The organism is Streptomyces seoulensis (assembly GCF_004328625.1).
GTDB classification, from domain to species: Bacteria; Actinomycetota; Actinomycetes; order Streptomycetales; family Streptomycetaceae; genus Streptomyces; species Streptomyces seoulensis.
The window spans coordinates 4,686,900-4,702,566 of sequence record NZ_CP032229.1; the positions used below are offsets into that span (position 1 = coordinate 4,686,900).

Here is a 15,667-nt window from a genome sequence, read left to right on the forward strand (position 1 = left end):
TGAAGTCCTACGACAGAGGTGCGAGGAATTCATCGAGGTCGACGTGGCTGATCTTTTCGATACCTGGGACCTTCGCTGAGAAGTCGAGCCGCGCCGGCCGGTGATCGTCATGAAAGTAGACCGCCTCGAGCAGTCCGTCCGCAGTCTCGGCGAGGGTTGGGTTCGCGACGAGGTAGTCCCGAACAGCAGGGGTGTCCTGGCACACCTGAAGCCAGAGGCGCTTGTCGCCAAAGTGGTTCGGCGGCATGATCACCCGGGTGCTGAACCGGCGCTTCCACTGGAAGGTCCCCTTGCTCAAAAAGGGTTCGGTACCTTGGAAGTCGAGACACTTCACGCCGTTCTCCGCGGCCCAGCCGATGAGCAGGTGATAGATCGCCTTGAACGCGCCGCTCTCGTAATGCCGTTCGGCTCCGCCCTCCACGCCCAGCAGGCGCAGCGTGAGGACCTTCTGACGGGGCGCCCAGTGGCACAGGGCCCCGCCGACGGGCTTGCCGTTCTGCGTCAGCCGGAACAGTTTCCCGGTGCGGAAGAGGCACTCGTAGGCGGCGTTCCTGCCCTCGGTTCGCTCGCGGGTGCCGTGCCGCCGGAACATGGTGGGACGGTAGTGGTCGTCGTAGAAGGTGTTGAACCAGTCGGGCTCGCTGGTCACCTCCCATCCCCATTGGTGTCGGCGCATGCCGCTGTTGAACTGCGAACGCTCGCGCCTGGAGATGATTCGTCGCTCCGATTCCGGGTCGCCGTCGAAGTCGATGACGAAGTGCACGCGCATGGGTATGACCAGCGACGCCTCCTTCGGCATGCGGCGGGCCAGCGAGGCACTGGTGCCCACGATGCGGATGTCCGCCTCCGGCAGCGCCGCGGGATCGCGGAGCCGCGCCCCTGATACCAGGCTCGACGCCCGCACTGCCGGCGATTCCGCACCCTCTTCTCGGCGCAGCTCGGTGAACTCCAGGGTGTAGGCGAGACCTTCCCGCAGGCCTGTGTAGCCCACCGACAGGCCGGCGAGGTCCGAGCGGACGGACGGGAACACCGCGGTCCTGCGCGTGTCCCAGTTGTCCCGGAGGCGGGTCACGAACGGACTGCCGCTGTTGCGCCAGTGGTAGCCGACGTGCATGCGCGCCCGTTGCGGGAACGGGTCGCGCGAAGCGGGTTTCACTGCGGACAAGGGGAGGTCACCTCGGCGCTGACGGATGGCGGACTGGGAACCTGCGGAGAAGGCCGGTCGAGGTCACTGCTTGACGGCGGTGAGAACCAGCTGGTGCAGTGCCGCGACGTCCTCGACGCGGTGCGTGTCGTGGATGCCCACGCTGTCGAAGTCGGAAGCCGAGTAACTGCCCGAACCGTGCACCAAGATGTCCTGCTCGCCGATCAGGCCCCGGTCGATGCCATTGAGGACACCCGTCACAGCCATCACCAGCGACCATTCGCGCAGCGCCCGAGGGTCGGCGGGCAGGCGCATCTTCGCCTCGCCGAGGATGTTCCGGACTTGGGCATAGCGCTGGAGGCACTCAGCGAGCGAGACCACGAGCCCGCCTCCGCCCTGTCCCTGGATCAGCTCGTTCATGCGGGGAGAGGTCGGGGGGTTGCGGGTGTAGAAGGTGGGGTCGAGCGCTTCGTGCGGGTCGTATGTGAAGGCCGGGAAGTGCGGGTCCCGCTCCTGGGTGTAGAGCCCGGTCTCGGGCTGGAGGGAGTATGCCGGCATGTTCCCCGGGTCGGTCGAGCCGTCGTTGTACAGGCTCAGCACCATGTCCGGTGCGCCGAGGTGCTGGACGAGGAAGTACCGGGGGTCGGGCGTGCCGGCGCGGTCGGCCTCGGGCAGCCGGGTGCGGCCGTAGGCGTGTCCGAGAAGACCGTAGGCACTGGAGACGGCATGCGCGTGCAGTCTCGGCCGGTCAGCGGTCGCCGGGAAGAACTCGGCCTCCGACAGGGCTCGTACGATGTCAGCGGCCAGGTAGTTCTCCAGCTGGAGGGTGTACCACAGGTGGGTCTTGTGGTCTCTGGTCAGCTCTTCGCCGTGGGAGTCGACGAAACCCCGGGCGATGTCCTTCACGGCGCCGGGGGTGCGGTCGCGGCCCAGCACCGCGATCGGGTTGCGCGTGCGCAGGTAAGGATCGCTGTACAGCCCGGTGCGACGCAGCTTGGCGACGGAGCCCTCCGGGACGAGGACCACGATGTTGAGCTGGTCGGCGCCCACAAGGCCGCAGTTGACGGCCCGCAGCACCGCGTCCCGCAGCGCGATGGCCTTGTTCGCCGACGAGGGTGTGACTATGGTGATTCGCTCACCGGTGTCCTGGATGAAGCGCACGGCCCGGGCGACGATGACCAGCGAGGCGAAGGTCTTCGTCGTCATGGTGGCCGGGTTGCTCATCAGGTCGAGCAGTGCCAGGTTCCGGCCGTCGTAGGAAGGCAGCGGCGCGACGGACACATCGGAGACCGACAGAAATTCCTGAACGGCCGGCGTGAGGCGAGGCAGCTCGACGCCAGGCGTGAATTCGGTGGGATTACTGCTGGGAGTACTGCTCTGTCTACCACCGAGCAGGTCGCGGAGTGCCGCCTGGACCTGTTCGTAGTACCGGGACAGACTATTGTTCACGAACATGCTTAGCCCCCTTGAATGCCTCGTTAGCCAAGCGGCGGCACGGCTCGCCGGGGGATTGATTCATGGGAGCCGTACCGCACACGTAATTCTTGTCCGTCAGGGCTTGACGCCGATGTGGAACCCGTGCTCGTAGTCGAGTTCCGCAACGGTGCTGATGTTCTCGAAACCGGCCTCGGAGAGCCAGCTTTCGAAGTCCTCGGCCGGGTACGCCATACCGGTACCACTGGCAAGAATGTTGAAGTAGAGGCCGAGACGGGCGCCGTAAATGCCCTTGGTCTCATCCTCCGTGACGTTGTAGTCGTAGATGAAGATGCGTCCGCCGGAGGGCAGCACGTCGTACGCCTTCTTCAGCAGGGTGCCGATTTGCTCGGCGGAGAAGATGCCGAGGACGTGGCTGAAGAGCACCGCGTCGGCACCCTCGGGGAAGGGGGTGTCGAAGAAGTCACCGGTGACGAGATCGATCCGGTCGAGGAACTTCTGCGCCTCCTTGCCGTGGGCGAGCCCTGACACGCTCGGCTGGTCGAAGACGGTCGACCGCATCTGGGGGTAGCGGTCGAGCAGCCGCGCAGTGGTGGTGCTGTCGCCGCCGCCGATGTCCAGCAGATGCTTGACCGTGCCGAACTCCTCGCGCTCCACCAGATCATTGATCGAGGCCAGCGTGAAGGCGGCCATGGCCTTATGGAACACGCCCTCGAGCTCGGGGTTCCGGGTGAGCCGCTTGTACAGCGTGGACTCGTCGCCCGGGTAGCTCTCGAGCGCGGTGTTCGTACCCGCCTTCAGGGCCTTGGTCATCTGGCCGAAAGCGGGGTAGTAGATCTCCTTCCACCCGATGAGGGTGTGCGCCCAGCTGTCGGGCTCGTCGGAAGCCAGCAGGTCCTGAGCCACCGCGGAGTTGCGGTACTTGCCCTCGGACCTCTCCATCAGACCGGCCGCGCAGACGCCCTGGAGCAGGACCCGGAGCTGGTGCGACGGTACGCCTGTGAACTCGCGTATGGCTCCGAAATCGGAGCCCGGGTTCTCCGAAAGGAAGATGAAAATGCGCAGTTCCGCTGCGGTTGCGGCGGCATTGAACAGAGCCGGCGCATTCATGAGGAAGTCGAACTTCTGGTACTCCGGGCTATTCTTCTGCTGGCTTGGCATTACTTCCTGAGCCTCCGCGTCCCTGGAAACTGTGAGTTCCGGTCGATTCGGTACGTATCGGGCTGTCTCGTGCAGGAAAGCAGTTGGTGAGCCATGAAAGTATCGGCAGCCCCTGAGGAGCCAGTCAACAAGATCGCGATGTGACGCAGGTAACATTTGGGTAACTAAAAAATTTGATTGCGCCAGTTCGGAGGGTCATGTAAGCATGGCAACCGAATGCCAACTGCAACCAGTTTGTCCAGTTTACTCATTCATGTCGAGATATGTGTACGGGGATCGACAATGTCGCTGAATAGCTTTGATGAATGGTCGCCGCTCAGGGAAGTCATTGTCGGCTCGGCGAAAAACTATGTTTCGCATGAGCGTGAACTCTCTTTCGAGCTGTTTTTCCACGACAACATCGCCGGCGACAACGACGCTGCCCGGCTGGAGTGGTATTACCCGCGGCTCCGCTCGCGCGGCGAGGGCGAGGCCGCCGGCGGTACCCGGGTCCCGGTCAAGAGGCGTTACGTCGACGAGCTGAACGAGGACCTGCAGGGATTGGCCGACACCCTCGCCTCTCTCGGGGTCACGGTGCACCGCCCCACGGACGTCGCCCCGGAGACAGGCTCGGTGCACACTCCGGCCTGGTCCGCCTCGGTCGTGCCGCCGCTCAACATCCGCGACAACACCCTGATCGTCGGTGACGAGATCATCGAGACGTCGCCGATGATCCGGTCCCGGTACTTCGAGACCCAGTTGCTCAAGCCGGTCTTCCAGGAGTACTTCAGGCGCGGCGCTCGCTGGTCTGTCATGCCCAGGCCGTTGATGACCGACGCGTCCTTCGATCTGTCCTACGCGCGCTCCAGCTCGGCCGGCGGCCCTATGGAGCCGATCGAGGACCCGAAGCCGTCACGCTACGACGTCGGCCACGAGATGCTCTTCGACGCCGCGCAGTGTCTGCGCTTCGGCCGTGACATCGTGGCCAACGTCTCCACGCGCAACCACGAGCTGGGCGTCGACTGGCTGGAGCGGCACTTGGAGGGCCGCTTCCGCATCCACCGCGTCCACAAGCTCAGCGACAGCCACATCGACAGCATGGTGCTGGCGCTGCGCCCGGGAACGCTGCTGTGCCGTTCCGAGGCGGTGCTGGAATATCTGCCGGAGCCGCTGCGGAAGTGGGACGTCATCGTCCCGCCGACGCCGGAGAGCTACAACTTTCCGCAGTACGAGGACGACGACCTGATCCTCACCAGCCGGTACATCGACCTCAATGTGCTCTCGGTGAGCCCGGACACCGTACTGGTCAATGAGGCCTGTCCCGAGCTGATGCGTGAGCTGGAGCGGCATGGCTTCACCGCCGTCCCGGTCCGCCACCGCCACCGTCGGCTGTTCGGCGGCGGCTTCCACTGCTTCACCCTGGACACCGTGCGCGACGGCGGGATCGAGGACTACCTCGTCTGACCCTTCCGCAGCCCGCTCCCCACCTAAGGAGGTCTCACTTGTCCGCGGAACCGGTGCCCGCGCACCCCACCGAGCGTGGCCGACCGTTCGATCCGCCCCAGGAGCTGATGGAGTGGCAGGCCGGCGGGCCGTTGAGGAGCATGCGTTACCCCGACGGACATGTCGGCTGGGTGGTCACCAGCCACAAGCTGGCCCGCGCGATGCTCACCGACCCCCGGTTCAGCGCGCGTTCCGAGTTCAAGCGGGCGCCCGTGCACCGGCCGGGCACCGAGCCGTTCTTCGGCGTTCCGGCTGCCCCCGGATGGCTCGTCGACATGGACCCCCCGGAGCACACCCGGCTGCGGCAGCAGCTGGCGGGCCAGTTCACCGCGCGCCGGATGCGCGAGCTGCGGCCGCGACTGGCAGGGATCGTGGACGAGTTGCTGTCCGCCATGGAGTGCGGCGGGCCGGGTGCCGACCTCGTGGAGGCCTTCGCACTGCCCCTCGCCTCCCAGGTGATCTGCGAACTGCTCGGCGTCCCGTCCGGTGACCGCGCGGAGTTCCAGCGCAACAGCCGGACCCTGTTCAACCTCGGCTCGACCGCGGCGGACACCTCCGCGGCCCTGGACCGGCTGTACGCCACGATTCGCGAGATCGCCGCAGGTGGCGCGGAAGACGGCGAGACGCCCGGACTCCTTCAGGCGCTGGCCGAGGACGGGACCCTGGACGCGGAGGAGATCGCCGGGGTGGGCGTCCTGCTGCTGACCGCGGGACACGACTCGACCACGGGATCGCTTGCGCTGAGCGTGTTCGCGCTGCTGTCCCACCCTGACGAGCTCGCCCGGCTGACAGCCGATCCGTCCATCGTCGACAACGCCGTGGAGGAGCTGATCCGATATCTGACGGTATTTCATTTCGGAGTCCCGCGAACGCCGTTGGAAGACCTCGAGTTCGCGGGCCGGCGACTCAAGGCCGGTGACTCGATCACTGTCTCACTGTCTGCGGCCAACCGTGACCCGGACTGGTTCCAGGACGAGGCGGACCGGCTGGATCTCACGCGGCGCACCACCGGACATGTGGCCTTCGGCTACGGCATCCACCAGTGCCTCGGCCAGAATCTGGTCCGGATGGAGATGCGTACGGCGCTGCCCGCGCTCTTCCAACGGTTCTCCACGCTCGCCCTGGCCGTCCCAGCCGCGGACGTCCCGCTTTCCACCGACATGAGTGTGTACGGGGTGCACAGCCTGCCCGTCGTCTGGTGATCCACTACCCACAAGGGAGGACCAAAGTGCACGTGTCCGTGGACACGACTCTCTGTATCGGGTCGGGCCAGTGCGCCATGTCCCTGCCCGAAGTCTTCGACCAGGACCAGGCCGAGGGCCTGGTCGTCCTGCTTGACGCGAAACCGCCCCGCGAGTTGCACGACGACGTGGACGAAGCTGTCAACCGCTGCCCGGTGCAGGCGATCTCGACAACCGCCCCCTGACGCCCACCGTCCAGAAAGAAGCCTTCTGACATGCGACTGAACAGCTTTGACGACTTCACTCCGCTCAGGGAGATCATCGTCGGATCCGCAGACGGATACGTCGACCGGATCCTTGACCTCTCGTTCGACATGTTCATCAGCGATAACCTCTCGGGCACGCGTGGGTACTTCCCGAGCCTGTCGACGTGGCGCGAGAGCGAGGCTCGGTCCCGGCGCAACGACCCCGACCGCCTGGCCCTCAAGAAGCGCCTCCTCGACGAGCTCGTCGAGGACGTGGAGGGAGTGGCCCAGCAGCTCGAGGCTCTGTCGGTGAAGGTGCACCGCCCGGTCGAGCCGGCCCCCGACCTCACCAAGGTCACCACGCCGGCCTGGGACGCTACGGTGGTTCCGCCGCTCAACGTCCGCGACAACACACTCATCATGGGCGACGAGATCATCGAGACCCCGCCCACGCTGCGCGACCGGTACTTCGAGAACCAGTTCCTGAAGCCGGTGTTCATGGAGTACTTCAACCAGGGCGCGCGCTGGACGTCCATGCCCCGACCGGTGATGACGGACGCCTCGTTCGACCCGAACAACGAGAACGCCGCGCCCAACATCGAGGTGCCGGAGAACCCGCAGCCGTCTCCGTACGACGCGGGCGTGGAGCTGCTGATCGACGCCGCGAACTGCCTGCGGCTCGGCCGGGACCTGATCGTCAACATCTCCAATGCCAACCACGCCCTGGCTTGCGACTGGCTGGAGCGGCACCTCCAGGGCCGCTTCCGGGTGCACCGGATGCACAAGCTGACCCAGAGCCACATCGACAGCGTCGTCGTCCCCCTGCGGCCAGGCACCCTGCTGGTGCGCTCGGCGGACGTGGCGGACTTCCTGCCCGAACCACTGCGCAAGTGGGAGCTGATCGTGCCGCCGGCCCCGCAGATCAGTGACTACCCGCAGTACCCGGACGGCGACCCGATCCCGCCGAGCCCGTACATCGACCTCAACGTCCTCTCCATCGACGAGAACACCGTCATGGTCAACGACGCCTGCAAGACCCTCATCCGCACGCTCGAGGAGCACCACTTCACAGTGGTCCCGGTGCAGCACCGCCACCGTCGGCTCTTCGGCGGCGGCTTCCACTGCTTCACGCTCGACACAGTCCGCACCGGCGGCGCCGAAGACTACATCTGAGCCGCTCCAGCACGTCGTGAAGGTGCGTCCACTCGTGGCAAAGGGAGGCTGACGCATGCGCATAACCTCTGGCGGTCCGGCCGCGGAGAACGGTCCAGAACCAGATCTGTCCGACCCACACTTCTACGGCACCGGTGACCCGCACCCGGTATGGACGCGGTTGCGCGCCAAGGATCCCGTGCACCGGCAGTGTCCCTTCGGCGCGAAGCCGGAATTCTGGGCCGTCACGCGACACGCGGACGTGTCACGGGTGCTGGTCAGACACACCGAGTTCACGACATCGCGGGGCAACATCCTGACGACGCTCGGGCAGACCGACATCGCCGGCGGGAAAATGCTCGCGGTCACCGACCCGCCGGGGCACAAACGGCTCAAGGACCCGCTGGCCCCGCACGTGTCCCGGCAGGCGGTCCGCGACCACGAGCCCGCACTGCGGAAGTTCTCGCGGCGGCTGCTCTCCATCGGTGCCCGCGAAGAGACCTGGGACTTCGCGGCCCAGGCCGCGTACTACCCGATCGCCATCGCGGGTCTGCTGCTAGGGATCCCGGAGTCCTCCTGGGACCGGCTGAAGCACTTCACGTACGCGGCGGTGGCTGAGTCCGACCCGGATTACGCCCCGGCAGGTTCCTCGCGTTCCCAGGTGCTGAGCCGGGCGCACTCCGAGATCTTCCTCTACTTCGCCACCGAGGTGTCCCGGCCGGGACGGGCCGAGGCGGACGACCTGATCGGGGCGCTCCTGCGAGCCACGCCGGACGGTGAGCCGCTGAGCCGCGAGGAGGTCATCCTCAACGCCTACAGCCTCCTGATCGGTGCGACCGTCACCACGTCGCACGCGGCCAGCGGCGGCCTCCTGGCGCTGCTGGAGAACCCCGGCGAGTACGCCCGGTGGCGGGCCTCCGGGGACACGGCTTCCCTGGTTGAGGAGATCCTGCGCTGGACCTCGCCTGCCAACCACGCACTGCGCCACACCACCGACGAGGTGCGTCTGGGCGACGCCTGCATCGGCGCCGGACAGCCCGTCACCGCGTGGCTCGGCTCGGCCAACCGTGACGAGAGCGTGTTTCTGGAGCCGTTCCGCTTCGCGGTGGACCGGAAGCCGAACCGGCACATCGCGTTCGGCGTCGGGGCGCACCGCTGCATCGGCGCGCACGTGGCGAGGCTCGCCCTGACCGTGCTCTTCGAGGAGATCGCCGGAAACTTCGAGCGGATCGAACTCGCCGACGAGCCCCGCCACCTCCACTCCACGTTCATCGCGGGCATCAAGAGCCTGCCCGTTCGCACCGTCCTAGGGCCCGACGGGGTCGGCCTGCGAGACCTGAAGCCACTCGGCAACACCACTGAGGAAGCACTGTGACAACCCCGGCACACGCGATGACCGCGCCGAACGAGACCAATCCCGACCTCGGTTCGCACCCGTCCCACCACGTGGTCCGGTGCCTGCGGATCACGGGTGAGTTCGACGGCGAAGCCGCACGCGACGCCCTTCGCCCGGTCACGGTCCGTCCTGCGGCGTCTCACGACGCCCACGTCATGGCGGACGACAGTCCCGCGTCGCCGTCGGGCGCGACGCACGTCGACTTCGCCGAGTTGCGGGTGTCCGCCGACGAGGCGATCGAAGTGGCCGTAAGGGAAGCCGGCGCGCCGTTCGCGCTCCCGCACGGCCCCCTCCTGAGGATCCGCGTTCTGCGCGTCGCCGACCGTGAGTGCCTCCTGGTCGCTGTCGCCCACCGTTCGCTGCTGGACGCCGTCGGGCTGGACGCCTTCCTCATCGAGCACGCGCGCGCCTACAGCGCGGTCCGGCGGGGCGAATCCCTCGCCCACGCCGAGCCGCCGCAGCCGGCACGGCCCTCCGCCGGGCAAGCGGCTGCCGACCTCGCCTACTGGCAGGCGCAGCCGCCGCTCCCCGTGCTGGACCTGCCGACGGACCGGCCACGCCGCCTCCGGTCCGTCCGCAGCGGCGCGGTGGAGCGTTTCACCCTGCCGACCAGCCTGATGGGGAGCCTGAGCGAGCTGTCCGGGACCCCGGACGCCACCACCGCCGTATACGCGGCCGCCACTGTGCTCCTCTCCCGCCACACCGCGCAGCCGACGATCCCGCTCCTGGTGCCCGTGAGCCCGTTCCCGGCCGACCCGCACACGCGCGGTGGCCGGCCCGAGACCGATGTCGTGCTGACCCTGCGGCTGGACGGCGACCCGACGTTCCGTGAGCTGGTCGCTCAGACCGGTGCCGAGCTGGCCCGAGCACGAGCCCACTCCTCCGCCCTCCCGCCCGGCTCGCTCGCCGAGCTGGCCGGCGCGTGCGGGGACCCGGACCGCCAAGCGGCACCCGCGAAGTTCGCCGTCCGGAGACGGCCCGCCGGGCTGCCGGACTACGCGGAAGCCTCGTGCGACCCGGTCGGCCTGCACCTCGGCACGGCCGCCCGCGACCTGTCCTTCGCCCTCGACCTGCGCGACGACGAACTCCACGGGACGCTGGAGTACGACACCGACCTGTTCGCCCCGGTCACGGCGAAGCGGCTGGTGCGCCGCCTGGAGCACTTTCTCATCGCGGCCGCCCGGCAGCCCGACACCCGCGTCGCCGACCTGCCTGTGCTTCCGCCCGAGGAGCGCGAGCTGGTCATCTCTGTGTGGAACCGGACAGCGCGTGACTTCCCACGCGACCGCACCACCGCTGCCTTCTTCGAGGAGCAGGTACGACGGGACCCCTCGGCGATCGCCGTCGAGCACGAGGACGTGACGCTCACCTACGAGGAGCTCAACACACGGGCGAACCGTCTGGCCCACCAGCTGATCGGCCTGGGCGTGATTCCCGACCAGCCCGTCGGCCTGTGCCTGCCTCGGTCGGTCGACATGATCGTCTGCCTGCTCGGCATCCTCAAGGCAGGGGGCGCCTATCTCCCGCTCGATCCCGGCTACCCTGCCGAGCGGCTCGCCTACGTGGTCGATGACGCCGAGGCTCGCGTCGTGCTCACGGACAAAGAGCACGCGGCCGCGTTCGCCGGGACCGCGGCCCAGGTGCTCCTCCGCAACGAGTCGGAGTCCACGGGCGGGACGACCGAACCGCCCGTGACTGACCCGGAGGTTCCGGCCACGGCGGAACACCTCGCCTACGTCATCTACACCTCGGGTTCCACGGGCACCCCCAAAGGCGTCGCCGTCACGCACCGGGCTCTCGCCCGGCTCGTCAAGGGCGCAGACTACGTCGAGCTCGGCCCGGGAGAGGCCCATCTGCAACTCTCGCCGCTCTCCTTCGACGCGTCGCTGATCGAGCTGTGGGGATCGCTGCTCAACGGTGGCACGCTGGTGCTGCCGCCCTCCGGGCTTCCGTTTCCCGACCAGCTCAAGGCCGCACTCCAGCGCCACCGCATCACGACCCTCCTCCTCGTGTCACCCCAACTGCACGTGGCGGCCGAACAGTTCCCCGAGGAATTGGCGCGCGTCCGGCAGTTGCTCGTGGGCGGCGACGTGCTCTCGCCCGCCAGCGCGGCGTCCCTCTTGCCCTATCTGGACGACACCCGTTTCCTCCATGTCTACGGGCCGACGGAATGCACGCTCTTCGCGACCTGGAAGCCCATCGAGGCGGTCGACACCGGCCGTCCCACCATTCCCATCGGCCGGCCGATCGCCAACACCCAGGCATATGTCCTGGACGAGGATCTGAACCCGCTGCCCGCGGGAGTCGCCGGGCACCTCTGGCTCAGCGGCGACGGCCTGGCCCGCGAGTATCTGGGCCGCCCCGAGCTGACCCGGGAGTGCTTCCTGCCCGACCCGTTCGGCCCGCCGGGAAGCCGTATTTACCACACCGGTGACCTGGCACGCTGGCTCCCGGACGGCGACCTGGAGTTCCTTGGACGCAGCGACGACCAGGTCAAGATCCGCGGCTACCGCATAGAACTGGGCGAGATCGACGTCGCTCTCGCCGCGCACCCGGACATCCGGTCCGTGGCCACCGTCGCCCGTGACGACGCCCCCGGCGGACGGGCGCTGGCCGCCTATCTGGTGGGCGACCGGCACCCCGACGACGCTGAGCTGAGGGCACACCTCGGGTCCCGCATGCCCGCCTTCATGGTCCCGGCCGCCTTTGTCTGGCTCGACGCGATTCCCCTGACCGCGAATGGCAAGGTGGACCGCAAGGCCCTGCCCAAACCGGAGTTCGGTGGCGGAGGCGGCCTGGAGGACAGATCGCGCTCCTCGTTGGAGAAGCAGATCCTCGGCACGATCGCCGAGACCCTCGGGCTGCGCGCGGTGGGGGCCGAGGAGGACTTCTTCGATCTGGGCGGCAACTCTCTGCTGCTGGTCGACCTGTTCACCCACCTGGAAAAGCTGCTTCCGGACAGCGGGCTGAGCCTGCTGGACCTGCTGGAGAACCGCACGGGTGCCGGGATCGCCGCACTCATCGAGCGATCGCGAGAACGCGCGTGACCCACGGCACGACACCCTGGCTTCTCGGGCGTGTCGAGCCCGGTACCGAAGGCGAGCGCCTGTTCTGCTTTCCACACGCGGGAAGCGGCGCGAGCGCCTTCCGCCTCTGGCCGTCGCGGCTGCCCGCCTCGGTCCAGTGCTGCCCGGTTCAGCTCCCGGGCCGTGAGAACCGGGTCGCGGACCCCATGCCGGACACGATGGACGAACTGGCGGAGTGGACTGTCGAGGCCCTGCTGCCGATGCTGCGCCCGCCGTACGTCCTCTTCGGGCACAGCTTCGGCGGCCTGCTGGCGTACGCGGTGGCCCGGCACCTGCATGAGCGAGGACACCCGCTGCCGCGGGCGCTGCTGATCTCGGGCGCCCGCCCGCCGCACGTCGCGGCCGAGGAGTCGTACCACACGCTTCCGCACGACGAGCTCCTCAGCCATGTGCGCGCGACCAACGGCATCGCCGAACCCCTCTTGAAACACGAGGAATTCGTCCGTCTCCTCCTCAGTGTGCTGCGCAACGACCTGCGGATCGCCGCCGAGTACCGTCCCGCTGCCGACGTCCCACTGCGCTGCCCGATCCGGGTCTTCGCGGCGGACGACGACCCGGTGGTGGCGCCCTTGGTCATGGAGGGCTGGCGCGCTTATGCGGGCGGGGAGTTCGACGTCCGGCGGGGTCCTGGCGATCACTACGCGGTCTACGACGTGTCCGGCGGCCTTTTCGCCGAAGTCGCCCGCCATGGTCTGGCTGACCGCTGAGCGTGCGGGACAGGCGTGAGGCCCATCTCGCCGCGACGACAACGATGAGGAGACAACCCGGTATGGACACAGCCGTGTCAACCCGATCGCCCGAGGCGCCGCAGCTGTCCGGCGCGGTGGACAGCCGACTACCCGCGTCCCCCCTGTTCCGCGGTGGCGCCGCGGCGGACGCGCGCCTGCTGAGCACCTACACCGAAGGCTGCGCCGAATTGATTGCGGCTATGCCGCCCCGAGCCGAGCGCTCTGCCGCCGAGCGCGGCGACGCCGACCGGGTCGAGCAGGCCGCACGGCGTGCCCGAAACCAGTTCCTCAAGGTGCACGCCGGAGACCTCTACGACGAGCTCACCGACGGCCGCAACCGCCAGGTCCGCCTGGACGAACTGGCGTTCGCCGCGGCGGAGAACTACCCGGGCCTGGTCCCCACCCGCGCGCAGGTGTCCGCCGACCGGCAGCTGCCCCAGGCCGAGAAGTCGGACGGGGAAGTCGACCAGGGAATCCTCTTCGCGCACCTTCTCGACCGTCGTGAGACGGGCGAGCACCTCCTGCGGTCGATGTTGGCGCCGACTCAGCGCGCGCTCGATCTGCTCCCGGAATTCCGAAGGACCGGCCATGTGGACCTCGGCCAGGCGGTGATCCATCGCGACGGCTTCGTGGCCGTGGTGACCATCTGCAACCAGGACGTCCTCAACGCCGAGGACGACGCGGTGGTAGAGGCAATGGAGACGGCCGTCGACCTCGCCCTCCTCGACGACGCGGTGTCGGTGGGCATACTGCGCGGCAGCATCCTGTCCCATCCCCGGTACAGCGGCCGGCGCGCCTTCGGCGCCGGCATCAACCTCACCCACCTCTACACCGGGCAGATATCGTTCATCGACTTCATGCTCCGCCGTGAGCTGGGGTACATCCGCAAGCTGATCCACGGCCTGCACCACGGCCCGGCGGACGACCTGTTCCACCTCCCGGGCGGCAAGCCGTGGGTGGGTGCCGTCGACACCTTCGCCATCGGAGGTGCCACCCAGGTGGCGCTGGTCCTCGACCGGGTGGTCGCCGGGGCCGACGCCTACTTCTCGCTTCCCGCGCTTGCGGAGGGCATCATCCCCGGCGCGGCCAACCTGCGCCTCGGACGCGTGGTCGGGCGGCGCATGACGGAGCGGCTGGTCTTCTTCGGCGAGAAGGTCGCGGCGACCAGCCCCGAGGCCCGGGAGCTGTGCGACGAGGTCGTCGCGCCGGAAGCGGTCGATGGGGCCGTGGCAGCGTCGGCCGAGCGCCTCGCCGACCCCGCGGTTCCCGCCAACCGCCGCATGCTGCACCTGGCCGAGGAGTCCGACGACCTCTTCCGCACGTACATGAGCCGGTATGCGCTGGAGCAGTCGGCCCGGATGCACAGCCCCGACGTGGTGGCCAAGTTGAAGCGCACCTGGATCAACAGGAGGGCGGGCGGCGCGTCGTAGAGCGCGCGGTCCGGACGGGCCGGGGAAGTACCTGAGCCCGGCGTGGCCCGTCCGCAGGACAGTGCCCGGCCGCCCCTGAACCGTAGAGAAAGCGAGCATTCCCATGTCGATCACAGCCGACGGGTACCTCAACGGTACGCGGCCGGCGCCGGACGAACTGCTGCCCTCGGCCGTTCCGGTGCGGTTCGTCACCGAGGAGGGAACCGCGGCCGACGCGCCCTCGGAGTATGCCGCCTCCTCCGACGACAGGCTGGGTGAGGCATATCGCCGGATGGTCGTGGCACGGCGGTTCGACCAGCAGGCGAGTGCTCTGACCCGGCAGGGGCGGCTCGCCGTCTACCCGTCGAGCCGGGGGCAGGAAGCATGTCAGGTCGCCGGGGCCCTGGCGCTGCGGCAGCAGGACTGGCTCTTCCCCACCTACCGCGACACGGCGGCCGTGGTGTCGCGCGGTGTGGACCCGGTGGAGGTCCTGACCCTGCTGCGCGGTGACTGGCACTGCGGATACGACCCCGTGGCGACCCGGGTGGCGCCGCTGTGCACCCCGCTGGCCACGCAGTTGCTACACGCGGTCGGGATGGCGGACGCCCTGCGGCGCAGGGGCGAGGACGCCGTGGTGATGGCCTTCGTGGGGGACGGGGGAACGAGCGAGGGCGACTTCCACGAGGCGCTGAACTTCGCCGCGGTCTTCGGCGCCCCCGTGGTCTTCCTCATCCAGAACAACCAATACGCGATCTCCGTACCGCTCGCGGAGCAGACCGCGGCACCGGCTCTCGCGTACAAGGGAGTCGGATACGGGGTGCGCTCCGAACAGGTCGACGGCAACGATCTGGTGGCCGTGCTGGCAGTGCTGGACGAGGCAGTGGAACATGCGCGCTCCGGGCACGGCCCCTTCCTCGTCGAGGCCCACACCTATCGTCTGGACGGCCACACGAACGCCGACGACCCGGGCCGCTACCGAGACGAGGAAGAGGTACGCCGGTGGGCCGCCGCGGACCCGCTGCCCCGGCTCCAGGCGTGGCTGCGGACGCGCGGGACGCTGACCGATCAGGACATCGACGCAGCGCAGGCGGAAGCCGAGGCGCTGGCTGCGGACCTGCGGGCCAGGATCGAGCTGGACGGGCCGCCGGACGTGCTTGAGATGTTCGACCACGTCTATACCCACCCGACACCCCAGCTGAATGAGCAGCGGCGCTCGCTCGAGACCGAAGTAGAGGGCACGGAGGCCTGA

The 15,667-nt window shown here is 68.3% G+C and carries 12 protein-coding genes; 9 read left to right on the plus strand and 3 right to left on the minus strand.

Annotated elements, in window-relative coordinates; all coding sequences use genetic code 11:
* Positions 1–7 precede the first annotated feature (7 nt).
* The 3 genes from D0Z67_RS21790 to D0Z67_RS21800 form a co-directional block, all read right to left on the minus strand.
* Positions 8–1,165, minus strand: a complete 1,158-nt coding sequence (locus D0Z67_RS21790) for a hypothetical protein (RefSeq protein ID WP_131589686.1) — start codon at positions 1,163–1,165, stop codon at positions 8–10.
* 63 nt (positions 1,166–1,228) lie between these two features.
* Positions 1,229–2,599, minus strand: coding sequence for a DUF6002 family protein (locus D0Z67_RS21795; RefSeq protein WP_131589687.1), 1,371 nt, complete (start codon positions 2,597–2,599; stop codon positions 1,229–1,231).
* Positions 2,600–2,695: 96 nt separating this feature from the next.
* Entirely contained in the window at positions 2,696–3,739 is a 1,044-nt protein-coding gene (locus D0Z67_RS21800) for a methyltransferase (RefSeq protein ID WP_031183068.1), read from the minus strand.
* Positions 3,740–3,955: 216 nt separating this feature from the next.
* Here D0Z67_RS21800 and D0Z67_RS21805 point away from each other — a divergent pair, with 216 nt between their 5' ends.
* From D0Z67_RS21805 to pdhA, 9 genes are all read left to right on the plus strand, one after another.
* Positions 3,956–5,182 (plus strand): glycine amidinotransferase, encoded by a 1,227-nt coding sequence (locus tag D0Z67_RS21805; RefSeq protein ID WP_244942372.1) that lies wholly within the window; start codon positions 3,956–3,958, stop codon positions 5,180–5,182.
* Positions 5,183–5,220: 38 nt separating this feature from the next.
* On the plus strand, positions 5,221–6,423 hold the full coding sequence (locus D0Z67_RS21810; RefSeq protein ID WP_037775793.1) for a cytochrome P450: 1,203 nt from the start codon (positions 5,221–5,223) through the stop codon (positions 6,421–6,423).
* A gap of 32 nt (positions 6,424–6,455) precedes the next feature.
* Entirely contained in the window at positions 6,456–6,647 is a 192-nt protein-coding gene (locus tag D0Z67_RS21815) for a ferredoxin (RefSeq protein ID WP_338058806.1), read from the plus strand.
* A 30-nt stretch (positions 6,648–6,677) separates the two neighbouring features.
* On the plus strand, positions 6,678–7,820 hold the full coding sequence (locus tag D0Z67_RS21820) for a glycine amidinotransferase (RefSeq protein ID WP_031183072.1): 1,143 nt from the start codon (positions 6,678–6,680) through the stop codon (positions 7,818–7,820).
* A 250-nt stretch (positions 7,821–8,070) separates the two neighbouring features.
* Entirely contained in the window at positions 8,071–9,174 is a 1,104-nt protein-coding gene (locus D0Z67_RS21825; protein ID WP_158713906.1) for a cytochrome P450, read from the plus strand.
* Positions 9,171–12,242, plus strand: a complete 3,072-nt coding sequence (locus D0Z67_RS21830) for a non-ribosomal peptide synthetase (RefSeq protein WP_131589688.1) — start codon at positions 9,171–9,173, stop codon at positions 12,240–12,242. The genes D0Z67_RS21825 and D0Z67_RS21830 overlap by 4 nt, the downstream gene beginning before the upstream one ends.
* Complete coding sequence (locus D0Z67_RS21835; RefSeq protein WP_051888024.1) at positions 12,239–12,988, plus strand: thioesterase II family protein; 750 nt, start codon at positions 12,239–12,241, stop codon at positions 12,986–12,988. Before D0Z67_RS21830 ends, D0Z67_RS21835 begins: the two co-directional genes overlap by 4 nt.
* 221 nt (positions 12,989–13,209) lie before the next feature.
* Positions 13,210–14,439: an enoyl-CoA hydratase/isomerase family protein gene (locus D0Z67_RS21840; protein ID WP_107059635.1), complete on the plus strand. Its 1,230-nt coding sequence runs from the start codon at positions 13,210–13,212 to the stop codon at positions 14,437–14,439.
* Between the two features lie 103 nt (positions 14,440–14,542).
* Entirely contained in the window at positions 14,543–15,667 is a 1,125-nt protein-coding gene (pdhA, locus tag D0Z67_RS21845) for a pyruvate dehydrogenase (acetyl-transferring) E1 component subunit alpha (RefSeq protein WP_037775796.1), read from the plus strand.

Bases quoted from the DNA above. Each gene is read 5' to 3' on its own strand.
- D0Z67_RS21800 (WP_031183068.1), bottom strand. From the start codon at position 3,739: ATGCCAAGCCAGCAGAAGAATAGCCCGGAGTACCAGAAGTTCGACTTC.
- D0Z67_RS21795 (WP_131589687.1), bottom strand. From the start codon at position 2,599: ATGTTCGTGAACAATAGTCTGTCCCGGTACTACGAACAGGTCCAGGCG.
- pdhA (WP_037775796.1), top strand. From the start codon at position 14,543: ATGTCGATCACAGCCGACGGGTACCTCAACGGTACGCGGCCGGCGCCG.
- D0Z67_RS21805 (WP_244942372.1), top strand. From the start codon at position 3,956: ATGCCAACTGCAACCAGTTTGTCCAGTTTACTCATTCATGTCGAGATA.
- D0Z67_RS21840 (WP_107059635.1), top strand. From the start codon at position 13,210: ATGCCGCCCCGAGCCGAGCGCTCTGCCGCCGAGCGCGGCGACGCCGAC.
- D0Z67_RS21820 (WP_031183072.1), top strand. From the start codon at position 6,678: ATGCGACTGAACAGCTTTGACGACTTCACTCCGCTCAGGGAGATCATC.